The following is a 23,846-nucleotide window of genomic DNA, read 5'->3' as shown; positions in this document are numbered from 1 at the left end:
CTAGTCGATGGCGATTTCCCGCACCCGCATCTCGGTGCCGGCCGTGGGTTGGACCTGGTGGCTGCCGCAGACAGGGCAGGCACCGTAAAGCTCGCTGATCGGCACCGTTGCCCCACACGGCATGCACCAGCCGGCGCCGGGCACGGCGACGATCTCCAGCGCCGCGCCGTCGGCGATGCCGCCTTTGGTGACAACGTCGAAGCAGAAGCGCAGTGCTTCCGGTTCGACCGACGCCAGTTGGCCGATCTCCAGCACGACCAGGCCGACCCGGGCGGCGTTTTCGCGCCGCGCGGTGTCCTCGACCAGTTCGATGATGCCTTCGGCCAGCGACATTTCATGCATCTTGCCACTCCACTTGGTAAGGCAGGCAGGGATCGAGCGCCAGGATGGCTGCCTCCAGTCCCTGACGGGCCGCATCGGCTGTCGCATAACGACGGTCGACGAGCAGCGCCGCGAGCTTATCCGGCCGGGCGAAACACGCATCGGTCGGTGCTTCGAGATGATACCGCGCGACCTTGCCGTCGCGCAGCGCGATCGCGTGCGTCAGGACGCCGCGCGCGGTCAAGGTCTGGGCGACGCCGAGGCCGTCGCCGCCAGCAGCGGCGAGCGGAAAGGCGGCGTTCGATTCGAGCGCGGCGGCAGCGCGGGCCACGTCGGCGACGCGGGCCAGGTAGGCGGCGGCAATGTCGGTCGTGCTCACCATCGCCGGTCGTTCGCCGGCCGCCTTGTGCCACCAGTCGAGCCAGGCAGCGACGTCAAGTTGTGGCCAGGTCGGCGCGACGCCCCGGTCGTCGAGGACGATCCGGCAGCGCTCGACCAGCGGGCACAGCGTTGCCTCGATCAGGTGGCGGGTGGCGCCGTTACCGTCGACGCCGAGACGGGCAGTACGCCAGGCGGCGAATTCCTCGCGCGCCGCCGGCAGGCCGCAGGCCACCGGCCAGTCGAGGAGCAGCCGCCACAGGTTTTCGTGCAGCACTTCCAGCCACAGCAGACGGGTGTCGATTGCGTCGCAGGCGGCGCTGCGCCCTTCGGCGGCGGCCAGGGCGGCGCGCGCGGTGACGCGCTGCGCCTCGCTGCAAAGTGCGTAGAGATGCGGTACCAGTCGTACTGCCGCATCCGGATTCTGGCCGACGAAGAGGCGCGTCATCGCCGGCCGTTCGAGGACGACGCCGTCGATGCGCACGCTGTTGCCCGTGAAACCGGCACGGACGGTCAGGCTGCCGGCCGGGTTCATCCGCGCAGGCCGAGGAAGGCGCGCCGGCTGGCGGGCGGCGTGGCGGCCGCCGCTGGCGCCGCCAGCGGGTCGTTGAACAGCGCGGTGATCGCCGCCAGCGCGGTAAGCCGCGCCTGTTCGTGACTGGCGAAATCGCCGGCCGGCGAGAACAGCGAGCAGAGGTGATAGCGGCCGAGCCGGTCCTCGTCGGCGACGATGAACTCATAGACGCCGGACGGAAAGTGCCAGTCGCAATGGCTGCCGGCCGCGGCGGCCGGCCAGTCGTCGGTGCCGGGCAGGCACAACAGGTTGATCGCCCACGGCGTGACCAGCGCGCCGACCCAATGACCGGATTCGGCGCGCCGGAAGCCGAGCGCTTCGACCTGCAGCGCCGGGTTGCAGATCGGCAGGCCGGCCATGCGCGTCGCCGCGATGTCGGCGAAGACGTCTGCGATGTCGGCCGTCGGATCTTCCGCCCAGGGTTTCACGCAGCAATCACCATGAACTTGTGCTTCGGCGCGTCGCAACCCGGGCAGCACCAGTCGTCGGGCAATTTGGCGAAGGGGGTGCCGGGGGCGATGCCGCGCACGTCATCGCCCTGCGCCGGGTCGTACACCCACCAGCAGACGCCGCATTCGAGGCGGTCGTCGGCTTGCACGGCGCGGAAGCTGCCTTCGAAGATCACAGCGGCTCCGCCATCATGTCGAGGTATTCGCGCAGGCGTTCCAGCGAATCGGCGAAGTCGTCGTCGGCGGCCAGCGCCACTTCCGGCATGCCGACGATCTCGATCGAATTGAGGATCAGCGCGTCCATGCTGTTGAAGTATTGCACCCACCAGACGTTTTTCAGTCGCGTGCTGGTGATCCGGCAGTTGCCGTAACCGCGCGACAGGATCGACACCTCGCGGTGGCCGAGCCAGCCGTAGAGCGCGTCGAGGTCGCCTTCGCTGACCGGCAGCAGGCTCAGGTTGATGACGTGAGCGGCGTCGCCCGGCTGCCAGGCGGCGGCCTGCATGCGGATTTCCTCGACCAGGGCCGGTGCGTTCATGCAATCGGCGGCGTATTCCGGCGCGGCGAGGACGCTGCTGGCGCATTCCTGCATCGCGTCGACGAGGACGGCGGGAATGCTGGCGGTTTCCAGGCGGTCGGCGAGGATGGCGCCGTCGTCGGCGATTTCCAGCACGCGCCAGACGCCGGCGAAGGCGGTTTCCTGGACCCGCCAGTGGCGCGGCGCGGTGGTGAAGGCGCTGACTTCGCCGAAACCGAGCGACTGGGTGATCACGTCGCGCACGCCGGCCGGCAGTCCGGCGAGGTCGGCCGTCGCGCCGCCGTCGAGACCGGCCTCGGTGGCGCGGACGACGAAATCGCCGAGCAGCTGCATCACGGCGGCGACGGTTTCGGGTGCCACGTTTTCCGGCAGGTAGGGCGCCGCGAAGGTCTGCATGTCCTTCGGCATCGGCAGGTAGTCGGGCGCTTCATCGCCCTGGGAGCCGGGCCCCATGGCGACGACGGAAATCGGGAAGGGACGCAGGGTGGACGGGTTCATGCGCAGGCTCCGGGTTGGCCGGCGCCGAGCACCGGGATGGAAATCGGGCGCGGCCGGGCCGGGCCGGCGGCGAGACGGGCGACTTCGTCGCGGTATTCCTGCCAGTTGCGGATGCCGTTCAGGCTGCCGAGATAGTCGCCGTCGCGCAGGAAGACGACGGCCGGCGCGCGCGCCACGGCAAAGCGCTGCAGCAGCGCGGCGGCGGCATCCGGGCCGGCGACCAGGCGGGCGACGTCGGCGCCCAGTGCGAGCAGCGCTTCCGGCAGGATGACGCAGGCGTCGAGCACTTCCAGGTTGCGTTGCGGGTCGTCGGTCAGCAACAGCGCCGCCAGACCGGCCGGGAAAGCCGGCTGGTCGGCGCTGACGCGGACGAAGCCATGCTTCTGCTGCATGCGGGCGATGGCGGTTTCCAGGCGTTCGAGCGAGGTCGGGCCGGCTTTCAGTTCGAAACTCATGGGTGCGTCGTCCTCAGGAAGTCGGGCAGTTGGGGTTCGCGGTCGAGGTCGGCGAAGAAGGCGGAAAGATCGGTCTCTCCCGCGTTGACTGCGGCGAGTGCGGAAAGTGCAGCGGTGATGGCGGCGGCGCGTTCGGCGTCGATCACCTCGCGCGCCGCGTCGAGAAAGCAGAGCAGCCAGGTGCCCGGCGCCTGGGCGCCGACCAGGCGGATGTCGATGCGCAGTTCCTCGCCTCGGCTGCGGCAGCGCGCGTAGTGCTCACCGCACTCGACGACCTGCGCCGGAATACCGAGGCACATCAGGCGGCCTCCAGGTTGAGGAAGCGGGCGTCGCCCAGGCGGTAGGCCTGGTCGGCGGGCGGCCGTTCGCCTTCGTAGACGTCGATGGCCAGCGCCGCGTCGGTGATCGGTTCGGCTTCGCTGTCGCGCAGGCGGCCGGCGGCACCCCAGCGCTCCAGCCAGTCGAGGGCGAGGTTGAGCGCCGGCGCCATCTGCGCCTTGACCACGTCGCGCAGGCTGCCGCCGTAGTCTTCCAGTTCTTCCGGCTGGACGCCGATCAGCACCAGTTCGGCCGGCAGCTTGCCGGTCAGTTCGGCGGCCATCAGCACTTCCTGGAAGCCGGTCTGGTGCAGGCTCATCTTCTTGGCGCCCATGAAACGCGGCACCTGGTCGCCGACCACTTCGCGCAGGTCGCCCGGCGTGTCGCCGTAATCGACCGCGTCGAAGACCAGCAGGCAGTCGGCTTCCTGGACGTAGGGCAGGAGATAAAGGCCCTGCGTGCCGCCGTCCATCAGCGTCACCTGCGGCGGAAACTGCCAACTGGCGTTGAGCGCCTCGACGCAGCGCACGCCGAAGCCTTCGTCGGCCCACAGCAGGTTGCCGATGCCGAGTACGAGTATGCGTTTTTCCATCTCTCTTCCTCTGGGGGAAAAAGCCCCGGGCACCAGAGTGCGCCGGGGCAAGCCTACGCAAGGTGAAGCCTGCTCCGCTCAGTCCTTGAACATCCGCCAGCCCGACACCATGGTCGAGATCAGCGACTGCCGGCTCATGATGTCTTCGCGGACCGCCGCGTAGATATGGACGACGGCGAAGGTCATCATGATCCACATGCCCAGCCGATGCAGGTTATGCACCTGCAGCGAACCACCGAGCGCCGGGATCACCCAGCCGAACAGCGTGTCCTGCCAGCTGCCCAGCCCGGCGCCTTCGCTGTACAGCGCGAAGCCGGTGAACACCATGCCGACGGCCAGCACCGTGAAGAAGAAGAACATCATCAACTGTGCCATCGGGTTGTGGCCGACGTACTTCTTCGGCGTCTTTTCCAGGAAGAGATACCAGCGCAGTTCGAAGAAGACTTCGCTCCACCATTGCGGGTTGGTGATCGGCAGCTTGAAGATCTGCCGCGCGTGGTGGTTGCCGACTGCCGCCCAGTAGATGCGACCGAGCAGGCCGACGGCGAAGATGTAGGCGGCGGCAAAATGGGCGAAACGGATGTAACCCATGACGAAGTTCTCGGCCGCTTCGCCGGGGACTGTCGGCAGGGGTTTGCCGATGAAGTAGCCGGTCACCGCCAGCACCACCATCGCCAGCGCGTTGATCCAGTGCCAGAGGCGCACCGGCGCCTCGTACACATAGATCGAACGCACCTGCCGACCGTGCCGTTCGGCCTCCAGCATGTCCTGTTGAGAGAGCATGATTGCCTCCTTTCCGGACCGCTTAGCGGACCTTGACCGACGTCATTTCCTGACCGTCCGGGCTCATCACGTGCGTCGAGCAGGCCAGGCAGGGATCGAAGGAATGCAGCGTGCGCAGGATTTCCAGCGGCTCGTCGGCCTTGGCCACCGGCGTGTCCATCAGCGATGCTTCGAAGGCGCCGATCTGCCCCTTGTGGTCGCGCGGACCGCCGTTCCAGGTGGTCGGCACGACGCACTGGTAGTTGTCGATCTTGGTGTCCTTGATCTTGATCCAGTGGCCGAGCGCGCCGCGCGGGGCTTCGGTGAAGCCGGCGCCCATGGCCTCCTTCGGCCAGGTGGCGGGTTCCCATTTCTCGATGTTGGCGGTGTTGAGATCGCCGGCCTTCAGGTTGGCCATCAGCTTGGCGAACTGTTCCTGCTGGAGTTTGACGCAGTACGCCGTTTCCAGGCCGCGGGCGGCGGTTCGGCCGAGCGTCGAGAACAGCGCGGTGACCGGCACGTCGAGATGCTTCAGGGCGCCGTCGACCAGACCATGGATTTCCGGATACGCCTTCGGTTGCAGGTAGCCGAGCACCATCCGGGCGAGCGGGCCGACTTCCATGGCGTGGCCGCGCCAGCGCGGGGCCTTGATCCACGAATACTTGGCGCCTTCGTCGAGTTCCTTGATGTTGGTCTTGGTCCCCTTGGTATTCGGGCCGAGCACGAAGTTGGGCTCGGTGACGCCGTCGAAGGGGTGCAGGCCCTTGGTTTCGTCCGGGTACTTGTACCAGCTATGGGCGACGAATTCCTGGATCTGCTCGGGGTCCTTGAGGTCGACCGGGTGAATTTCGTCGAGCTTGCCGTTGATGATGGCGCCGCGCGGCAGCAGCAGGTTGGCGGCTGAATAGTCGTTGGCAATCTGCGGGATGTCGCCGTAGGAGAGCAGGTTCTTCGACGACAGGCCGCCGCCGTGCAGCCAGCCCTTGTAGAAGGAACCGATAGCGAGCAGGTCGGGAATGTAGACCTGTTCGACGAATTCGGTGCAGCGGTCGATGATGCTCTTGACCAGGTTCAGGCGCTCCATGTTTACCGCGCCGACGGCGCCGGTGCCTTCGAGGTTGATGGCGCAGGGCACGCCGCCGACCAGCCAGTTCGGGTGCGGGTTCTTGCCGCCGAAGATGGTGTGCACCTTGACGATTTCCTTCTGGAAATCGAGCGCTTCGAGGTAGTGGGCGACCGCCATCAGATTGGCTTCCGGCGGCAGCTTGTACGCCGGGTTGCCCCAGTAGCCGTTCATGAAGGGGCCGAGCTGGCCGGATTCGACGAACTTCTTCAGGCGGTTCTGGATGTCGCGGAAATAGCCCGGCGATGACAGCGGCCACGACGAGATGCTCTGGGCCAGCGTCGAGGTCGCCTTCGGATCAGCCTGCAGCGCCGAGACGACGTCAACCCAGTCGAGCGCGTGCAGGTGGTAGAAGTGCACCAGATGGTCATGAATGTAGAGGTTCAATTGCATCAGGTTGCGGATGGTGTTGGCGTTCTCCGGAATCTTGATCGCCAGCGCATCCTCGACGGCGCGCACCGAGGTCAGCGCGTGGGTGCCGGTACACACGCCGCAGATACGCTCGGTGAAGGCCCAGGCGTCGCGCGGATCGCGGCCCTTGAGGATGACTTCCAGACCGCGCCACATGGTGCCGGTGGACACCGCGTTGCGGATGACGTTCTGGTCGTCGAGGTTCACTTCCACCCGCAGGTGGCCCTCGATGCGGCAGACCGGGTCGACGACGACGCGTTTGCCGGTGTTGTCGAGCTTGAAGCCCTGGGTTTCGTACACGCCCATCTCAGTTTTCTCCCTGTTGTTCGGTTGCGGACTCGCCGGCCTTCTGGCGGGCGCGGGCCAGCGCGGTCACCGCGGCATGGGCGGCGATCGCAGCGCCGACGGTGCCGGCGGCGGCCTTGCCGATGGTGTCGGCGTTGGATTCGGCGCCGAACGGCGTGATCGAGGTGACCCGGTCGTAGAAGCTGCCCTTGTCCCAGAAGCCCTCTTCCGAGCAGCCGATGCAGCCGTGGCCGGACTGCACCGGCCAGCTGACGCCGCCGTTCCAGCGCATCGACGAGCAGGCGTTGTAGGTGGTCGGGCCCTTGCAGCCCATCTTGTACAGGCAGTAGCCCTTGCGCGAACCTTCGTCGTCCCAGGCTTCGGCAAACTGGCCGGCGTCGAAGTGGCCGCGGCGGTAGCACTTGTCGTGGATGCGCTGGCCGTAGAACATCTTCGGCCGGCCCTGGCGGTCGAGCTCGGGAATGCGGTCGAAGGTCAGCATGTAGGTGACGACGCCGGTCATCACTTCGGCGATCGGCGGGCAGCCCGGGACGTTGATGATCGGCTTGCCGGAAATCACCTTGTGCACTGGCGTGGCGCGCGTCGGGTTCGGCTTGGCCGCCTGCACGCAACCGTACGAGGCGCAGGCGCCCCAGCTGATGATGGCCTTGGCGTCGGCGCAGGTTTCCTTCAGCACTTCGACGAAGGGTCGGCCACCGTGGATGCAGAACATGCCGTCCTCGTTGAGCGGCGGGTTGCCTTCGACGGCGACGATGTAGTTGCCCTTGTACTTCTTCTTGACCTCTTCGATGATCGCTTCGGCCTGGTGGCCGGCGGCGGCCATCAGCGTGTCGTCGTAGTCGAGCGACAGCATCGACAGCACGACGTCCTTGGTCAGCGGATGCGCCGAGCGGATGAACGACTCCGAGCAGCAGGTGCATTCGAGGCCATGCAGCCAGATCACCGGCGTGCGTGGTTTGGTCTCCATCGCGTGGGCGATGCGCGGCGCGGCGGCGCTGCCCAGCCCGAGCGAGGTTGCGGTCAGGCTGCAGAATTTCAGGAAGCTGCGCCGGGTGATCCCCTGGCGACGCAGCACTTCATAGAATGTTTCAGTCACTTTGCTCCCCCCGTGGTCGGACTTGCGGTGATGAACTTCTGCAAGGGGCGTGCCATGCCGGATGCTGCTGTGATTAGTCTTGAAAACCAAAGCTTTGCCGAAATGTTGTGGTTGCGGCCGGAATCCCCGGAGAACGGGGGGTGAAAGTATTTTTGCCGCTTGTGGAAACTTTCCTTGCACTTGTTGCTGGTGCCCCGAGAATCTTGCATCGGATCAACACAAGCCGGCTGCGCCTGAATAGAATCGGGGAATGCCGACCGTAGCCGACCTGATGACCCTGCACGCCGACAGCGTGCCTCCTTCCGCAACGCTTGCCGAAGCGGCGGCGCTGATGGTCGAGGCAAGGATTTCGTCGGTGGTGGTCGTTGATGGCGAGCAGGTGGTCGGCATCCTGACCGAGCGCGACATGCTGCACGCAATGCGCCGGCACGAGGATCATGGTCGGCCGGTGGCGCATTTCATGACCGCGCCGGTGCATACGGTAAGTCACGATACCGAGGTACGTAGCGCCGTTCGACTGGCGGCGCGGCTGGCGATTCGCCATCTGGTGGTGATCGGCCATGACGGGCGCCTGCTCGGCATCGTCAGCGAGACCGACTTCCGCCGCTTCTTCGGGCTCGATTTCTATCGTCAGCTCAATACCGTCGAAGGCCTGATGGACCGGGTCTTCCCCCGCCTGCCGCGGCAGGCGACGCTGGATGAGGCGCTGGCGGCGATGGAGACGGCGCGGGCGACCAGCGTGGTCGTCATCGATGGCGGCGCTGCCTGTGGCATCGTCACCGAGCGCGATGTCGTCCGCCTTTACCTGCAGACGTCGGGAAATCCGACCCTGGGCGAGGTGATGACGCAGCCGCTGACCAGCGTCCTGCCCGAGACTTCGGCCGCCGAAGCGGCGGCGCTGATGCTGGAAAGCCGCATCCGTCACCTCACCGTGGTCGACCGCGAAGGTCGGTTGCTCGGCCTGCTCACCGAGCACAGCCTGATCCGGCCGCTGGAAATGGACCTGCTCGACGAGACGATCAGCGAGCAGCGCGGCCTGCAGACCCGCTACGACGAGGCGCTGCTGATCCGCAACGCGGCGATGACCGGCATGCTGCGCGGCGAACGGCTCGCCGGCCTGCTCGAACTGATCGCCCTCTCCGCCGAGCACGAGGTGCCCGGCATCATCTGTTCGATCATGCTGGCCGATGCCGACGGCGCCCACCTGCACATTGCCGCCGCCCCCGGCCTGGCCGAGGAGGTGCGCGCCCTGCTGGCGAAGATGCCGGTCGCCGAAGGGATCGGCGTTTCCGGGACGGCGGCCTGGCGGCGCGGTGAAGCCTACATCGAGAACATCCACGAGCATCCCGGCCCTGTCGACTATCGCGATTTCGCCCGCCGGATCGGCGTCACCTCCGGCTGGGCGGAAGCCCTGCTCGGTCCCGACGGCCGCCTGCTCGGCACCTTTGCCGTCTACCGCGAGCAGGCCGGTCGCCTGCCCGACGGCAGCCGTGAAACGATCCGCCAGGCCAGCCGCCTGGCAGCCCTGATGATTGCCCACCAGCAGCAGGCCGATGAGCTCGGGCGCAGCCAGCAGACTTTCCGTGATCTGTTCGAATCGGCGGGCGACGCGCTCTTCGTCCTTGATGTCGAGGGGCGCTGCCTCGACGCCAACCCGGCGGCCGAGCGGATGACCGGCTACCGGCGCGAGGAACTGCGCGGTCATGCGCCGGATTTCCTGGCCGCCCAGGGCTTGAACGACCTGGCACAGACTGCTGCGGCGATCCGTGCGGCGGCCGAGGGGGTGCCGCAGGAACTGGAGTTCTGGGGCCGGGATCATGACGGACGCCTGCTGCTGGTCCGTCTGCAGATCTCCGCCACACAGTACGGCGGCAAGCCGGCACTGATCGTCACCGCGATCGACATCAGTGTCAGCCGCGCCGAGCAGTTGCGTCTCGGCATCGAGCGCGATCTGGCCAACGCCCTGAATGCCGAGGCCGACCCCGAGGCGCTGCTGGCGACGATGCTCGACCTCGCCTTGCGCTATCCGGAATTCGACAGCGGCGGTTTCTACTGGCAGAACGCCGGCGGTGACTACGAATTGCGCGTACACAAGGGGCTGTCGCCAGCGTTCGTCGCTGCCGCCCGCTGCTGCATGGCGAACTCCCGGCAGGCCGACCTGATCCGCAGCGGCAAGGTGGTTTGCAGTTGTCATTCCTGCTGTCAGCAACTCGACCACTGCCGTTTGCTTGATCCCGGGCAATACGCCAGCGAAGGCCTGCGTTGCCTGATCGCCCTGCCGATCATCGTCAACGGCCGGGCAGTTGCCTGCCTCAACCTGGCCGGGCACCGCACGGCGCAGATTTCCGTCGCCACTTGCCAGGCGGTGCAGCATCTGGTCAGCCAGTACGCGATGGCGCTCGAACGCATCGAGGCCCGTGAGGCGGCGCGGCAGTCGCGGGACAACCTGGGTGGCTTGTTCGCCTCGCTCGACGACTTGATCTTCGTCATCGACGCCGGTCGGCGCATCGTCCATTACAACCCGGCGGTCGATCAGGCGCTCGGCTACGCACCGGGCATGCTGCATGGCGAGCCCGCTACCCGGCTTTATCCGGCAGCCTGGCGAGAACAGGCGCAACGTGACCTCGACGAGATGTTTGCCGGTCGCCTGAGCGCCTGTCCGGCGCCCTTGCTGGCGGCCGACGGGCGCCTGGTGCAGACCGAATTGCGGGTCGTGCACGGGCACTGGAACGGCAAGACGGCGCTGATCGCCGTCGCCCGCGACGTCGGCGAACGGCTGGCGGCGGAAGAGCGGCTGCGTCTGGCGGCCAGCGTCTTCGCCAACGCCCACGAAGGGATCATGATCACCGATGTTGCCGGGCACATCGTCGAAGTCAATCCGACCTTCAGCGAACTGACCGGCTACAGCCGCGACGAGGCGATCGGCCAGAACGCCGGCATGCTCAATTCCGGCCATCACGATGCCGCCTTCTATCGCAACATGTGGGAGGCGATCCGCGACCACGGCCACTGGCGCGGCGAAGTCTGGAACCGCAAGAAATCCGGCGAGATCTTCGTCGAGTTGCTGACCATCTCGGCGGTGCGCGACGCGCAGCGGACGATCACCCACTTCGTCGGCATATTTTCCGACATCACGCTGCTCAAGGAGCACCAGCAGCGTCTCGAACGTCTCGCCCATTTCGACGCCCTGACCCAGTTGCCCAACCGCATGCTGCTCGCCGACCGGCTGCAACTGGCGATGGCCAATGCCGCCCGCAACCGCGGCCTGCTGGCGGTCTGCTATCTCGACCTCGACGGTTTCAAGCCGGTCAACGACCGCTTCGGCCATGCTGCCGGCGACCGTTTGCTGGTCGAAGTCGCCCAGCGTCTGCGCAACTGCGTGCGCGGTGGCGACACCGTGGCCCGGCTGGGGGGTGACGAGTTCGTGCTGCTGCTGTCCACGCTCAACGACCTCAATGAGTGCGATCAGGCGCTGAACCGGATTTCCGGGTCGCTGACCCAGCCTTTCGCGGTGGCCGGCGAGAACGTGACGATTTCGGCCAGCATCGGCGTCACCCTCTACCCGCACGACGGCTCGGACGCCGATACCCTGCTCCGCCACGCCGACCAGGCGATGTACGTTGCCAAGCAGGCGGGGCGCAACCGCCACCACCTGTTCGATCCCGAGAAGGACCGCCGGGCGCGGCGGCGTCGCGAGGACATCACCCGCATCGGGCAGGGGCTGGCGGCCGGCGAGTTCGTCCTGCATTACCAGCCCAAGGTCGATATGCGGCAGGGGCGCGTGGTCGGCGCCGAAGCCCTGATCCGCTGGCAGCATCCGCAACGCGGTTTGCTGCTGCCGCAGGAGTTCCTGCCGGCGATCGAAGGCAGCGAAACGGCGATCGATGTCGGCAACTGGGTCATTGCCACGGCGCTTGACCAGCTGTCAGCCTGGACCGCAGCTGGCATCGACCTCAAGCTGAGCATCAACATCGCCGGTGAGCATCTGCAGCATCCCGGCTTTGCCGCCGAACTCGGCCGGCAACTGGCGGCGCATCCGGAGCTCGATCCGTCGCGGCTTGAACTGGAAGTGCTGGAAACCGCGGCGATCGAGGATGTCGGCCGCGTCGCCCAGTTGTTCAGCAAATGCCGCCAGCTCGGGGTCAGTTTCGCCCTCGACGATTTCGGCACCGGCTATTCGTCGCTCACCTATTTCCGTCGCCTGCCGGCGGAAATCCTGAAGATCGACCAGTCCTTCGTGCGCGACATGCTCGACGACCCGGAAGATCTGGCCATCGTCGAAGGGGTGATCGGCCTGACCCGCGCCTTCCACCGTCAGGTGATCGCCGAGGGTGTCGAATCGATCGAACACGGTCTGGTCCTGCTGCTGCTCGGCTGCGACCTGGCGCAGGGCTTCGGCATTGCCCGGCCGATGCCGGCGGCGAGTCTGCCGCAATGGATGGCGGAGTTTCGTCCGGACGAACTGTGGTCCTCAGCTTCCGCCTTCACCTGGGCGCGCGAGGATCTGCCGATGCTGATCGCCGAAGTCGATCACCGGCGCTGGATGAAGCAGCTCGAAGCCAGCCTGGCGGTGCCGCCGGGGGAAGACGCGGCAGTCGAGCTCGATCATCTGGCTTGCGGTTTCGGGCGCTGGTATCAGGGCTTGGGCCGGAAACGCTACGGCGGGATGCCGACCTTTGCCGCAATCGATCCGATCCACCAGCGCCTGCACATGCTTGCCCGGCAGATGCTCGATCAGCATCAGGCTGGCAGCGAGGAATCGCTGGCCGATTGCTGGGAGATGCTGCATGCGGCCAGCCGGGAAATGAGCGAACTGCTGCAGCAACTGCAGGCCGAAATCCTGATCGGCAATCAGACCAGCAAGCGGTAGGCCGGCGAATCCAGGCCACGGACGGCGGCGAGCAAGGCATCGATTGCCTTTGGCCGGACGAAGCAGCTGCGCCAGGCGAGCGCGACGCGTCGCGACGGTTGCGGGGCGAGGAAGGGAATGACGCTGATCATGTCGTTGCTGTAAGGCTCCTGCAGCGCACTTTCCGGCAACACCGAAATGCTCAGGCCGGAGGCCACCATGCAGCGGATGGTTTCGATCGAATGGCCGAGGCGGATGTCGGTCTCCGGGCTGCTCACTTGTGGACAGGCGCCCAGCACCTGGTCGCGGAAGCAGTTGCCGGCCTTGAGCAGCAGTACCTCGTCGCCGGCCACTTCCTCGGGGGCGATGGCGCTGCGCTTTTCCCAGGGGTGGCCGCGCGGCACGATGACCTTGAAATGCTCGTCGTAGAGGGGGCGGGTCAGCACCCCCGGCAGGTCGAAAGGCAGCGCGATGATGGCGATGTCGATGTCGTTGTCGCGCAGCATGTCGGCCAGGTTGGCGGTCATGTTTTCTTCGATCGCCAGCGGCATGTTCGGCGCGATCGTCTTCAGCGAGTGGATCAGCTGCGGCAGCAGGTAGGGGCCGATGGTATGGATGACGCCCAGGCGCAGATGACCGTCGAGTTGATCGCGGCCGCGCTGGGCGATCTGCCGCACCTTTTCCGCCTCGCTGAGCGCCAGTTGCGCCTGTTCGACTACCTTGCTGCCGACCAGGCTGGGGCTGACGAAGCCTTTGCCGCGCTCGAACAGTTGCACACCAAGCTCGTCCTCGAGACGCGCGATGGCGACGCTCAGCGTCGGCTGGCTGACCGAGCAGCGCTCGGCGGCACGGCTGAAATTCTTCTCCTGGGCAAGCGCCACGATGTAACGCAGTTCGGTCAGGGTCATGCCTGTTTCCTCCTCAGACCGGGGATCATACCCGTGTGATTTATAGGGGATACCTATGGTTAGTATAGGGAAATCCCATAAAAACCATTGATTTGGATCAAACTTACAAATCTCTCAAGGGTGAGAATGGTCCGGCAAATTTCACAACGAGGGAGATCAATAATGAAACGTACCGTCCTTTCCGCAGCCATCGTCCTGCTGTCCGGTATGGCCGTCCAGGGTGCCGTGCAGGCCGCCAGCGATGAGCCAATCCAGCCGATCAAGCCGCCCGCCAGCATCAACGTCGGCATGGTCGAACTGGGCAAGAAGCTGTATTTCGATCCGCGCCTGTCGAAGTCCGGCATCATGTCCTGCAACACCTGCCACAACCTGTCGATGGGCGGTACCGACAACATCCCGACCTCGGTCGGCGACAAGTGGCAGCAAGGCCCGATCAATTCGCCGACCGTCCTCAATTCCAGCCTCAACGTCGCCCAGTTCTGGGACGGCCGCGCCGCCGACCTCAAGGCGCAGGCCGGCGGTCCGATCGCCAACCCGGGTGAAATGGCGTTCACGCACACCCTGGCGGTCAATGTGCTGCAGTCGATTCCGGGCTATGTCCGCGAATTCAAGATGGTCTTCGGCAAGGACAAGATCGACATCGATCAGGTGACGCAGGCCATCGCCGAATTCGAGAAGACCCTGGTCACGCCGAATTCGCGCTTCGACCAGTGGCTGCTCGGCAAGAAGGACGCGCTGAGCAAGGACGAACTGGAAGGTTACGCGCTGTTCAAGGATAGTGGCTGTGTTGCCTGCCACAATGGCGAAGCCGTCGGCGGCAATTCCTTCCAGAAGATGGGCATCGTCGAGCCGTACAAGGGCAAGATGACCGACGGTCGTGCCGCCGTCACCGGCAAGGATGAAGACCGCTTCAACTTCAAGGTGCCGACCTTGCGCAACGTCGAAATGACCTATCCGTACTTCCATGACGGTGCCGCCAACACGCTGACCGAAGCGGTCGATGTGATGGGTCGTCTGCAACTGGGCAAAAAGTTCACCAAGGAGGAAAACGCCAAGGTCGTCGCCTTCCTGAAGACCCTGACCGGCGACCAGCCGAACTTCACGATGCCGATCCTGCCGCCGTCTTCCGACGCGACGCCGCGTCCGACGCCGTTCAAATAAGCAGCAGTACCGCCTCTCAATTTTCGGGGGCTGCGGCCCCCGTTTTTTTCGATTTGATTCACCGCAAACTGCCGGTACACTGGCGCGTCCATAATACCTACCGGATAGATCCCGGGCCCTGACCATGCTGGAAGCTGACAATCTGGAATGCGTGCGCGGCGAGCGTCGCCTGTTCGCAGGCCTGAGTTTCAAGCTGGAAGCCGGAGAATTGCTTTATCTGCAGGGCCGTAACGGTGCCGGCAAGACCAGCCTGTTGCGCATGCTGATCGGCCTGCTGCCGCCGGAAGCCGGCGCCATCCGCTGGCAGGGCGAAGCAATTGCTCGCCGCCGCGACGACTACCACGCCGCCCTTTGCTATCTCGGCCACCTCAACGCGATCAAGGAAGAACTGACGCCACTCGAGAACCTGCTGGCCGGCGCCCGCCTGGCCGGTGAGACCTTGTCCGAAGATGACGCGATCGACGCCCTGGAACAGGTCGGCCTCGCCGGACGCGAGGATCTTGCCTGCAAGTACCTGTCGCAGGGACAGAAGCGGCGCGTTGCGCTGGCCCGCCTGGTGATCGACCGGCGGCCGCTGTGGATCCTTGACGAACCCTTCGTCGCCCTCGATGTCGGCGCGGTCGACTGGCTGGCCGGGTTGATCTCGGCGCACCTGCAGCGCGGCGGCATGGCGGTAATGACGACGCACCAGCCGGTGGCGATTCCCGCCGGCACGGTGCGCGAACTGCGCATCGGTTGAGGCTGGCAGATGTTCGATATCGTTTTCACCGTCATCGCCCGCGACCTCAAACTGGCCATGCGTCGCCAGGCCGACATCGTCTCGGCGCTCTTTTTCTTCATCATCGTCGTCAGCCTCTTCCCGCTCGGCATCGGCCCGGAACTCGACCTGCTGCGCCAGCTGGCGCCCGGTGTGCTGTGGGTGGCCGCTCTGCTGGCGACGATGCTCTCGCTGCCCCGCCTGTTCGCCGACGACCTGCGTGACGGCACGCTGGAGCAGCTGGCCCTGTCGCCGCACCCGCTGGGCCTCGTGGTGACCGGCAAGGTGATCGCCCACTGGCTGGTGTCCGGCCTGCCGCTGGCGCTGATCGCGCCGGTGCTCGGCATCCAGTTCGATCTCTCCAGCGACGCCCTGTTCGTGCTCACCGCCGCCATCCTGCTCGGCACCCCGGCGCTCTCCGGCATCGGTGCCATCGGTGCAGCGCTGACCCTGGGGCTGCGCGGCGGCGGTGTACTTTTATCGTTACTGGTTCTCCCGCTCTATATTCCAGTGCTAATATTCGGCGCTGGCGCAGTTGATGCGACGGTGTCCGGTCTCGGGGGGGAAGGACACCTGTCACTGCTCGCTGCCATGACCATCGCTGCAATCGGTTTCGCCCCCTGGGCGTCGGCTGCGGCCCTGAAGATCGCCCTCGAATGAACGACCGCTTCAATCTTTACCGTTTCGCGTCGCCAGCCACTTTCTACCCGCTGGCCGGCAAGATGATTCCCTGGTTCGTCGTCCTCGCCATCCTGTTCGGGATCGCCGGGCTATATGTCGGCATGCTGGTGGCGCCGACCGACTTCCAGCAGGGCGAGGGTTACCGGATCATCTTCATCCACGTGCCGGCTTCCTGGATGAGCATGTTCATCTATCTGGTGATGGCTTTCTGGGCGGCGATCGGCCTGGCCTTCAATACCCGCCTGTCGGGGATGATGGCGCGGGCGCTGGCGCCGACCGGTGCACTGATGGCCTTCCTCTCGTTGTGGACCGGCGCCTTGTGGGGCAAGCCGATGTGGGGCGCGTGGTGGGTCTGGGATGCGCGCCTGACCTCGGAACTGATCCTGCTCTTCCTCTACATCGGCTATCTGGCGCTGGTTGCCGCGATCGACGATGCGCGCCGCGCTGACAAGGCCGGCGGCATCCTGCTGCTGGTCGGCGTGGTCAATGTGCCGATCATCTATTTTTCGGTGAAATGGTGGAACACCCTGCACCAGGGCTCCAGCATCAACCTCGCCAAGTCGTCGATGGCCGAGGTCATGTTGTGGGGCATGCTGCTGATGGCGCTGTCGTTCTGGATGTACAGCATCGCTGTCGCACTGGCCCGGGTGCGGACCCTGATGCTCGAACGCGAGCGCAACACCGACTGGGTCAGGGCGGAACTGATGCGGACCGGGGAAATGCAATGATCTACTGGAACAGTTTCGCCGATTTTATTGCCATGGGTGGCTACGGACTTTATGTCTGGGGCTCCTTTGGCGTTACCGCGCTGGTCATGCTGATCGAACCGATCGCCGTCGGACGCTCGCGCAAGACGACCATCGCCCGCCTGAAGCGCCAGTTGCGCGCAGAATCCCGGAGCAAGGAAGCATGAAATCCCGCCACAAGAAACTGGCCCTGATCGTCGGGGCGCTGGCGCTCGTCGGTGCCATTTCCGCCTTGGTGCTGAACGCCCTGAACAGCAACATCGCCCTCTATATTTCGCCGACCGATGTCGCCCAGGGCAAGGCCCCGCAGAACAAGTTGTTCCGCATCGGCGGCCTGGTCAAGGAGGCGAGCATCAAGCGCCAGGGCGATGGCGTGACCATCCGCTTCGTGGTCACCGATACCGAGAATGACATCGTCGTCGACTACGTCGGCATCCTTCCCGACCTGTTCATGGAAGGCAAGGGCGCCGTTGCCCAGGGGCGGATGATGCCGGACGGAACGTTCAAGGCGCAGGAAGTCCTGGCCAAGCACGACGAGAACTACATGCCGCCGGAAGCTGCGCAGGCGCTCAACGATGCGCACGAGCGCGGGGTCCAGAAAGCGGCCACCCAGGCAGCGCCGGCACCGGCTACGCAAGCGGCGGGTAACTGAGCATGATTCCTGAACTTGGTCATTTCGCCCTGATCCTGGCGGCGCTGGTTGCGCTACTGCTGGGCAGCCTTCCCCTGATCGGAGCCCACCAGGGGCATCAGCCCTGGATCGCGCTGTCGCGGCCGGCGGCTACCGCCTTCTCGCTGCTGGTGACGATCTCCTTCGCCTGCCTGACCTGGGCCTTCGTCGCCAACGACTTTTCCGTCGCCTATGTCGCCCAGCATTCCAATTCCCTGCTGCCGCTGGCCTATCGCGTGGCGGCAGTGTGGGGCGGGCACGAGGGCTCGCTGCTGCTGTGGATGCTGATGCTTGCCTGGTGGCTGCTGGCGGTCCGCTTCTTCTCCCGGCAACTGCCGGAAGTGATGCTGGCCCGCGTGCTCGGCACCCTCGGTCTGGTTTCCTTCGGTTTCCTGCTTTTCATCCTGATTACCTCGAATCCCTTCGAGCGCCTGCTGCCGGGTGTTGCCGAAGGGCGTGACCTGAATCCGCTGCTCCAGGATCCGGGCATGGTCATCCACCCGCCGCTGCTCTACATGGGCTACGTCGGTTTCTCGGTGGCCTACGCCTTTGCCATCGCCGCCCTCCTCTCCGGCAAACTCGATGCCGCCTGGGCGCGCTGGTCGCGGCCGTGGACGACGGGGGCGTGGATCTTCCTCACCCTCGGCATCGCCATGGGTTCCTGGTGGGCCTATTACGAACTGGGCTGGGGCGGCTGGTGGTTCTGGGATCCGGTCGAGAACGCTTCCTTCATGCCCTGGCTGGTCGGCACGGCGCTGATTCACAGCCTGGCGGTCACCGAAAAGCGCGGCAGTTTCAAGAACTGGACCGTGCTGCTGGCGATTTCGGCGTTCTCGCTGTCGCTGCTCGGCACCTTCCTGGTCCGTTCCGGCGTCCTGACCTCGGTGCATGCTTTCGCCACCGATCCGACACGCGGCGTCTTCATCCTGGTCTTCCTGGTTGCCGTGATCGGCACCTCGCTCGCCCTGTTCGCCTGGCGCGCGCCGTCGGTCGGCCTGGGCGGTCGCTTCGGCCTGATTTCGCGCGAGTCGCTGCTGCTCACCAACAACGTGCTGCTGGTCGTCGCCTGCGCCACCGTCCTGCTCGGCACACTTTACCCCCTGCTGATTGACGCCCTAGGCATCGGCAAGATTTCGGTCGGCCCGCCGTATTTCGACACGGTCTTCTTCCCGGTCATGGTGCCGGTGCTGTTCCTGATGGGGATCGGCCCCTTCGCCCGCTGGAAGGAAGCATCGCTGGGCGAGATCGCGCGCCTCCTGCGCTGGGCCTTTGCCGTTGCCGTCATCGTCGCGATCGCCCTGCCCCTGCTCTATGGGGAATGGAAGGCACTGACCGCGCTCGGCCTGCTGCTGGCGGCGTGGATCGTCGTCACGGCAGGCATCCATTTCGTCCGCCGCGTCAACCAGACCCGCGGCGGCCGCGGTTTCGTCGCTGCCGCACTGGACCAGCCTGCCAGTTTCGTCGGCATGCATGTCGCGCACATCGGGATTGCCGTCTTTGTCGTCGGCGTCGGCATGGTCAGCAGCTACGAGCAGGAAAAGGACGTCAAGATGGCGCCGGGCGATGTCGTCGACGTCGGTGGCTACCAGTTCCGCTTCAATGGCGTGCAGTCGCTGCAGGGGCCGAACTACCAGGCGGCGCAGGGCGATTTCGACCTGCTCCTGAACGGTAAGCTGGAGCGCAAGCTGTTCCCGGAAAAGCGCAACTACTTCTCGTCGTCGATGCCGATGACCGAAGCGGCGATCGACGCCGGCCTGATGCGTGATGTTTACGTGTCACTCGGTGAGCCGATCAATCCCGATCAGCCGCAGGCGGAATGGGCGGTTCGCGTTTATTACAAGCCCTATGTGGACTGGATCTGGGGCGGTTGCGTGATCATGGCCCTGGGGGGGCTGCTGGCCATCCTCGACCGCCGCTACCGCAAGCGGCGCAAGGTCACCGGTGAAGTTGCCGCAAACGCGGCAGGGGGAAGTCAGGGATGAATCGTTATTACTGGATACTCGGCGCCTTTGCCGCGCTGGTCGTGCTGCTTGCCGTCGGCCTCAACCTGAACCCGCGCGAAGTACCGTCGCCGCTGGTCGGCAAGCCGGCACCGGCGTTCCGTCTGGCAGTGCTGGGCAAGGAAGGCGCGACGATGGGGCCGGAAGACATGAAGGGCAAGGTCTGGCTACTCAACGTCTGGTCCACCTGGTGCGTCTCCTGCCGCCAGGAACACCCGGTGCTGGTCGAGTTCTCGCGCAACGGCCAGGTGCCGGTGGTCGGCCTGAACTACAAGGAACTGCGCGGCGACGGCGAGATCGACATGCGCCGCGTGCCGCCCGAGCAGGAAGTGCCGCTGGCCCTCAAACGGGCGCAGGGCTGGCTGACCGAGCACGGTAATCCCTACCTGCTGACGGTGATGGACATCGACGGCCGGGTCGGCATCGACTACGGCGTCTATGGCGTTCCGGAAACCTATGTCATCGACAAGACGGGCGTGATCCGCATGAAGCATACCGGGCCGATCAGTCCGCAGGTCCTGAGCGAAAAGATCCTGCCCCTGGTGACGGAGCTGAATCGATGAACTACGCCCGTATCCTGTTCCTGGTCCTCAGCCTGCTGTCGACGGCGGCCTACGCCTCGCGCACCAACGAAGCGGCGGTGGCCGACGACCCGGTGGCCGAGAAGCGCCTGCAGGAGCTGTCCAAGGAGTTGCGTTGCCTGGTCTGCCAGAACGAGACGATTGCTGATTCCAATGCCGAACTGGCGGTGGATCTGCGGCGGGAAATCCGCGGCATGATCCATGACGGCAAATCCAACGCCGAGATTCTCGATTTCATGGTCAGCCGTTACGGCGATTTCGTGCTCTATCGGCCGCCGGTCAAGGGCATCACGATGCTGCTCTGGGGCGGTCCGCTCGTCCTGCTGCTGATTGGCATCCTGGCCATGCGCTCCTATCTGAAACGGCGCAGCCAGCAGACCGCCGCGCTCGCCAAGCCGCTCTCGGTCGAGGAAACCCGCCGCGCCGAGGCGCTGCTCAAGGAAATCGAAGATAAATGACCCAGTTTGCCCTTTTTGCCACCCTGCTCGTCGTCATCACGGCGGCGTTGATCCTGCCCGGTCTCTGGTTCGGCCGCCGCCGTTCGAGCGCCGATGCCGACCGCAAGGCCGCCAACCTGGCGATCTTCCGCGACCAACTGGGTGATCTCGAACGCGAGCGTAACGAAGGCAACCTCGGCGAGGCCGATTTTGTCCAGGCCAAGGCCGAACTGCAGAAGCGCCTCCTCGAGGAGGTGGACGATGGTCAGGCGGCCAATGCCGGGCCGGCGACCAGTCGTCGCACCGCCGTGCTGCTGCTGCTGCTCCTGCCGCTCCTGACCGTCGGCGCTTACCTTCTGCTCGGCAATCCGCAGGCGCTCGATCCGGTAGCGACAGCGCCGCAAAAGCAGATGACCGCCGCAGATATCGACGCCATGGTCGCCAAGCTGGCGGCCCGCATGCAGGAGAACCCGGACGACATGAACGGCTGGCTGATGCTGGCCCGGTCGTACAAAATGCTGGGCCGCTATGGCGAGGCGGTCGACGCCTATGCCAAGGCCGAGCCGGCCATCGAGAAGGATCCGGAATTGCTGGCGAGCTATGCCGAGACGCTGGCGATGGCGAACGGCAAGGGATTGACCGGTAAGGCCAAGGAGCTGATCGACCAGGCGCTCAAGCTCGATCCCAAGCATGCCCACACCCTGTTCCTGGCCGGTGCCGCAGCGATGGAAGCCGGCGACCGCAAGAACGGCATCGCCTACTGGGAAGCGCTGCTGCCGCAGGTCGAGGCCGGTTCCGAACTCGATCAGATGCTGCGCAAGGGCATCGAGGAAATGAAGAAGGGCGGCTGAGCGGCGCTCAGCTTTCGGTCGCCACCGGCAGCAAGGGAGGTGGCGACATGCCCTGCTCGATCATCTCTGCTTCCACCTTGATGCGCAGGATGAGCAGGCCGCGCAGCGACTCCCGGGCCTTGTCGTCGGCCCAGGTAGCGTGATGCTCGGCCAGGCAGGCGTCGATCTCGTGCCGCTTGCTGAGGTCGACACCACAGAGCATCGCGTATTTGTGGATCTCATGGTCCAGACTGGCAATTTCCTGCTGGTAGTGTTCGAAACCGCTCATCGTCGTTATCCCTGAAAAGAAAAGGGCCTGTTCGCGAACAGGCCCTTTTGCTGCTTGACCGCAAGCGGCAGTTTATTCGAACTCGATGATCACCTGGTCGACCGACAGGCTTTCGCCGACGGCGGCGGACACCTTCTTGACCTTGCAGTCCTGCTCGGCCTTGAGAATGTTTTCCATCTTCATCGCTTCGATCACTGCCAGCTTCTCGCCGGCCTTCACTTCCTGGCCAACCGAGACGGCAATTTCGCGCAGCAGGCCGGGCATCGGCGAGAGCAGGAACTTCGACAGGTCGGGCGCCGGCTTCTCCGGCATCAGCGCCAGCAGTTCAGCGGCACGGGCGCTCATGACCATGAAGTCGGCGCGCGTGCCCCAGTGGAACAGCGAGTACTTGGTCTTGTGACGCTCGACCTGCAGCGTGAATTCCTGACCGTTGCAGGTGCCGGTAAACAGCGACTCGCCGAGTTTCCAGTCAGACAGGATCTCGTAGGGCTGGCCGTTGTATTCGACGTGATAGCCGCCGGGGATCGGCCGTGCCGTGACCGGATGATTTTCCTTCTGCTCGCCATTCAGGCGCACCACCATCCAGTGGTCGCCGACGATGCGCTCATGGCCTTGCAACTGGCCGGTGATCGACGCCGAGCGGTCGGTGAAGGCGCGGTAGACGTAGGCGGCGACCGAAACCAGCAGCGCCGGATCATCGTGCGGCACCATCGAGGCGTCGAAGCCGGTCGGGTAATGCTTGGGGATGAAGCCGGTGTCGAAGATGCCGGAATGGAACACCGGGTGCTGCATCAGCGCGGCCTGGAACGGGATGTTCGACGAAATGCCGCGGATCACGAAGCCGTTCAGCGCGTCGCGCATGCGGGCGATGGCGGCGTTGCGGTCCTTGCCGTGCACGATCAGCTTGGCGATCATCGAGTCGTAGAACATCGAAATCTCGCCGCCGTCGTAGACGCCGGTGTCGACGCGGGTGGTGCCTTGGGCGTCGGTCGATTCAGCCGGCGGCAGAAACTTGACCAGGCGGCCGGTGGAAGGCAGGAAGCCACGGAAGGGGTCTTCGGCGTTGATCCGGCATTCCATCGCCCAGCCGTCGATCTTGACGTCGGCCTGGGTCAGCGGCAGCTTTTCGCCGTAGGCGACGCGGATCATCTGCTCGACCAGGTCAAGGCCGGTGATCAGTTCGGTAACCGGGTGTTCGACCTGCAGGCGGGTGTTCATTTCCAGGAAGTAGAACTCCTTGGTCGCGCCGGAGACGACGAACTCGACCGTACCGGCCGACTCGTAGTTCACCGCACGGGCCAGGGCCACGGCCTGCTCGCCCATCGCCTTGCGCATTTCCGGATCGACGAAGGGGCTCGGTGCCTCTTCGATGACCTTCTGGTGGCGACGCTGGATCGAGCAGTCACGCTCGTTCAGGTACACGTAGTTGCCGTGGCTGTCGCCGAGCACCTGGATTTCGATGTGGCGCGGTTCGAGCACGTACTTTTCGATGAAGACGCGGTCGTCGCCGAAGGAGTTGCGCGCTTCGTTGACGCAGGAGGAGAAGCCTTCGTGCGCTTCGGCGTCGTTGTAGGCGACGCGCAGGCCCTTGCCGCCGCCGCCGGCGGAGGCCTTGATCATCACCGGGTAGCCGATCTTCCTGGCGATTTCCACGGCGGCGTCGGGGCCGTCGATGGCATCGTTGTGACCGGGGATGGTGTTGACCTTGGCTTCGATGGCCAGCTTCTTCGATTCGATCTTGTCGCCCATCTTGGCGATCGAGTAGTGCTTGGGACCGATGAACTTGATGCCTTGTTCTTCCAGGCGACGCGAGAATTCGGCGTTCTCCGACAGGAAGCCGTAGCCCGGGTGCACCGCTTCGGCACCGGTCTGCTTGCAGGCAGCGATGATCTTGTCGGCAACCAGGTAGGATTCCTTGGAGGCGGCCGGGCCGATGCAGACGGCTTCGTCGGCCAGGTCGACGAACAGGGCGTCCTTGTCGGCCTCGGAATAAACGGCGACGGTGGCGATGCCCATCTTGCGGGCAGTCTTGATGACGCGGCAGGCGATTTCACCGCGGTTGGCAATCAGAATTTTCTTAAACATGGATTCAAACCCTTTCACCGCAAAGACGCCA

At 65.2% G+C, this 23,846-nt stretch carries 25 protein-coding genes; 11 read left to right on the top strand and 14 right to left on the bottom strand.

Annotated features, from left to right (window positions below; genetic code table 11):
• The 11 genes from hypA to ACE3OV_RS04130 all read right to left on the bottom strand — a co-directional run bounded on the left by hypA (position 1) and on the right by ACE3OV_RS04130 (position 7,821).
• Positions 1-342: a hydrogenase maturation nickel metallochaperone HypA gene (hypA, locus tag ACE3OV_RS04180; RefSeq protein ID WP_374325332.1), complete on the bottom strand. Its 342-nt coding sequence runs from the start codon at positions 340-342 to the stop codon at positions 1-3.
• Complete coding sequence (locus tag ACE3OV_RS04175) at positions 335-1,234, bottom strand: hypothetical protein (protein ID WP_374325329.1); 900 nt, start codon at positions 1,232-1,234, stop codon at positions 335-337. The genes hypA and ACE3OV_RS04175 overlap by 8 nt, the downstream gene beginning before the upstream one ends.
• Positions 1,231-1,701, bottom strand: coding sequence for a [NiFe]-hydrogenase assembly chaperone HybE (hybE, locus tag ACE3OV_RS04170; RefSeq protein ID WP_374325327.1), 471 nt, complete (start codon positions 1,699-1,701; stop codon positions 1,231-1,233). The genes ACE3OV_RS04175 and hybE overlap by 4 nt, the downstream gene beginning before the upstream one ends.
• A complete protein-coding gene (locus ACE3OV_RS04165) occupies positions 1,698-1,898 on the bottom strand; it encodes a rubredoxin (RefSeq protein ID WP_374325326.1) in 201 nt (66 codons plus the stop codon). The genes hybE and ACE3OV_RS04165 overlap by 4 nt, the downstream gene beginning before the upstream one ends.
• Positions 1,895-2,758: a hydrogenase expression/formation C-terminal domain-containing protein gene (locus tag ACE3OV_RS04160; RefSeq protein WP_374325325.1), complete on the bottom strand. Its 864-nt coding sequence runs from the start codon at positions 2,756-2,758 to the stop codon at positions 1,895-1,897. Before ACE3OV_RS04160 ends, ACE3OV_RS04165 begins: the two co-directional genes overlap by 4 nt.
• Positions 2,755-3,213 (bottom strand): hypothetical protein, encoded by a 459-nt coding sequence (locus ACE3OV_RS04155; protein WP_374325323.1) that lies wholly within the window; start codon positions 3,211-3,213, stop codon positions 2,755-2,757. Before ACE3OV_RS04155 ends, ACE3OV_RS04160 begins: the two co-directional genes overlap by 4 nt.
• Positions 3,210-3,512, bottom strand: coding sequence for a HypC/HybG/HupF family hydrogenase formation chaperone (locus ACE3OV_RS04150; protein ID WP_374325322.1), 303 nt, complete (start codon positions 3,510-3,512; stop codon positions 3,210-3,212). The genes ACE3OV_RS04155 and ACE3OV_RS04150 overlap by 4 nt, the downstream gene beginning before the upstream one ends.
• Positions 3,512-4,123, bottom strand: coding sequence for a HyaD/HybD family hydrogenase maturation endopeptidase (locus tag ACE3OV_RS04145; RefSeq protein WP_374325320.1), 612 nt, complete (start codon positions 4,121-4,123; stop codon positions 3,512-3,514). The genes ACE3OV_RS04150 and ACE3OV_RS04145 overlap by 1 nt, the downstream gene beginning before the upstream one ends.
• A gap of 78 nt (positions 4,124-4,201) precedes the next feature.
• Positions 4,202-4,906: a Ni/Fe-hydrogenase, b-type cytochrome subunit gene (gene cybH, locus ACE3OV_RS04140; protein WP_374325318.1), complete on the bottom strand. Its 705-nt coding sequence runs from the start codon at positions 4,904-4,906 to the stop codon at positions 4,202-4,204.
• Between the two features lie 22 nt (positions 4,907-4,928).
• Positions 4,929-6,725: a nickel-dependent hydrogenase large subunit gene (locus tag ACE3OV_RS04135; protein ID WP_374325315.1), complete on the bottom strand. Its 1,797-nt coding sequence runs from the start codon at positions 6,723-6,725 to the stop codon at positions 4,929-4,931.
• Position 6,726: 1 nt separating this feature from the next.
• Positions 6,727-7,821: a hydrogenase small subunit gene (locus tag ACE3OV_RS04130; protein WP_374325313.1), complete on the bottom strand. Its 1,095-nt coding sequence runs from the start codon at positions 7,819-7,821 to the stop codon at positions 6,727-6,729.
• Positions 7,822-8,071: 250 nt separating this feature from the next.
• Between ACE3OV_RS04130 and ACE3OV_RS04125 the strand changes: the two genes are divergently transcribed.
• The gene (locus ACE3OV_RS04125; protein ID WP_374325311.1) at positions 8,072-12,691 is read left to right on the top strand and encodes an EAL domain-containing protein; all 4,620 of its coding nucleotides are present in this window, start codon (positions 8,072-8,074) and stop codon (positions 12,689-12,691) included.
• On the opposite strand, the gene ACE3OV_RS04120 is transcribed toward ACE3OV_RS04125, so the two are convergent.
• Positions 12,673-13,578 (bottom strand): hydrogen peroxide-inducible genes activator, encoded by a 906-nt coding sequence (locus tag ACE3OV_RS04120; RefSeq protein ID WP_374325309.1) that lies wholly within the window; start codon positions 13,576-13,578, stop codon positions 12,673-12,675. The two genes, ACE3OV_RS04125 and ACE3OV_RS04120, sit on opposite strands and share 19 nt — an antisense overlap.
• Before the next feature lie 162 nt (positions 13,579-13,740).
• On the opposite strand from ACE3OV_RS04120, the gene ACE3OV_RS04115 reads away from it, so the two are divergent.
• The 10 genes from ACE3OV_RS04115 (at position 13,741) to ccmI (ending at position 21,462) form a co-directional block, all read left to right on the top strand.
• Entirely contained in the window at positions 13,741-14,739 is a 999-nt protein-coding gene (locus ACE3OV_RS04115) for a cytochrome-c peroxidase (protein WP_374325307.1), read from the top strand.
• Positions 14,740-14,863: 124 nt separating this feature from the next.
• The gene (gene ccmA / locus ACE3OV_RS04110; RefSeq protein ID WP_374325305.1) at positions 14,864-15,478 is read left to right on the top strand and encodes a cytochrome c biogenesis heme-transporting ATPase CcmA; all 615 of its coding nucleotides are present in this window, start codon (positions 14,864-14,866) and stop codon (positions 15,476-15,478) included.
• A 9-nt stretch (positions 15,479-15,487) separates the two neighbouring features.
• Positions 15,488-16,156, top strand: a complete 669-nt coding sequence (ccmB, locus tag ACE3OV_RS04105; RefSeq protein WP_374325303.1) for a heme exporter protein CcmB — start codon at positions 15,488-15,490, stop codon at positions 16,154-16,156.
• Complete coding sequence (gene ccmC / locus ACE3OV_RS04100; RefSeq protein ID WP_374325301.1) at positions 16,153-16,905, top strand: heme ABC transporter permease CcmC; 753 nt, start codon at positions 16,153-16,155, stop codon at positions 16,903-16,905. The genes ccmB and ccmC overlap by 4 nt, the downstream gene beginning before the upstream one ends.
• Positions 16,902-17,090 (top strand): heme exporter protein CcmD, encoded by a 189-nt coding sequence (gene ccmD, locus ACE3OV_RS04095; RefSeq protein ID WP_374325299.1) that lies wholly within the window; start codon positions 16,902-16,904, stop codon positions 17,088-17,090. The genes ccmC and ccmD overlap by 4 nt, the downstream gene beginning before the upstream one ends.
• Positions 17,087-17,575 (top strand): cytochrome c maturation protein CcmE, encoded by a 489-nt coding sequence (gene ccmE, locus ACE3OV_RS04090; protein WP_374325298.1) that lies wholly within the window; start codon positions 17,087-17,089, stop codon positions 17,573-17,575. The genes ccmD and ccmE overlap by 4 nt, the downstream gene beginning before the upstream one ends.
• Before the next feature lie 2 nt (positions 17,576-17,577).
• Positions 17,578-19,575 (top strand): heme lyase CcmF/NrfE family subunit, encoded by a 1,998-nt coding sequence (locus ACE3OV_RS04085; RefSeq protein WP_374325296.1) that lies wholly within the window; start codon positions 17,578-17,580, stop codon positions 19,573-19,575.
• Positions 19,572-20,156, top strand: coding sequence for a DsbE family thiol:disulfide interchange protein (locus ACE3OV_RS04080; RefSeq protein ID WP_374325294.1), 585 nt, complete (start codon positions 19,572-19,574; stop codon positions 20,154-20,156). The genes ACE3OV_RS04085 and ACE3OV_RS04080 overlap by 4 nt, the downstream gene beginning before the upstream one ends.
• Entirely contained in the window at positions 20,153-20,632 is a 480-nt protein-coding gene (locus tag ACE3OV_RS04075; protein ID WP_374325292.1) for a cytochrome c-type biogenesis protein CcmH, read from the top strand. Before ACE3OV_RS04080 ends, ACE3OV_RS04075 begins: the two co-directional genes overlap by 4 nt.
• Complete coding sequence (gene ccmI, locus ACE3OV_RS04070) at positions 20,629-21,462, top strand: c-type cytochrome biogenesis protein CcmI (protein ID WP_374325290.1); 834 nt, start codon at positions 20,629-20,631, stop codon at positions 21,460-21,462. The genes ACE3OV_RS04075 and ccmI overlap by 4 nt, the downstream gene beginning before the upstream one ends.
• Before the next feature lie 7 nt (positions 21,463-21,469).
• Here ccmI and ACE3OV_RS04065 read toward each other — a convergent pair whose 3' ends face one another.
• Together ACE3OV_RS04065 and ACE3OV_RS04060 are read right to left on the bottom strand one after the other, a co-directional pair.
• A complete protein-coding gene (locus ACE3OV_RS04065) occupies positions 21,470-21,730 on the bottom strand; it encodes a hypothetical protein (RefSeq protein ID WP_374325288.1) in 261 nt (86 codons plus the stop codon).
• Between the two features lie 72 nt (positions 21,731-21,802).
• A complete protein-coding gene (locus ACE3OV_RS04060; RefSeq protein WP_374325286.1) occupies positions 21,803-23,815 on the bottom strand; it encodes an acetyl-CoA carboxylase biotin carboxylase subunit in 2,013 nt (670 codons plus the stop codon).
• Between the last annotated feature and the right edge of the window lie 31 nt (positions 23,816-23,846).

The sequence above is a fragment of the Azonexus sp. genome (assembly GCF_041909095.1).
In the GTDB taxonomy this organism is placed as follows: Bacteria; Pseudomonadota; Gammaproteobacteria; order Burkholderiales; family Rhodocyclaceae; genus Azonexus.
The sequence above is the reverse complement of the archived record's forward strand: the minus strand, read 5'-3'. Positions and strand labels throughout refer to the sequence as shown.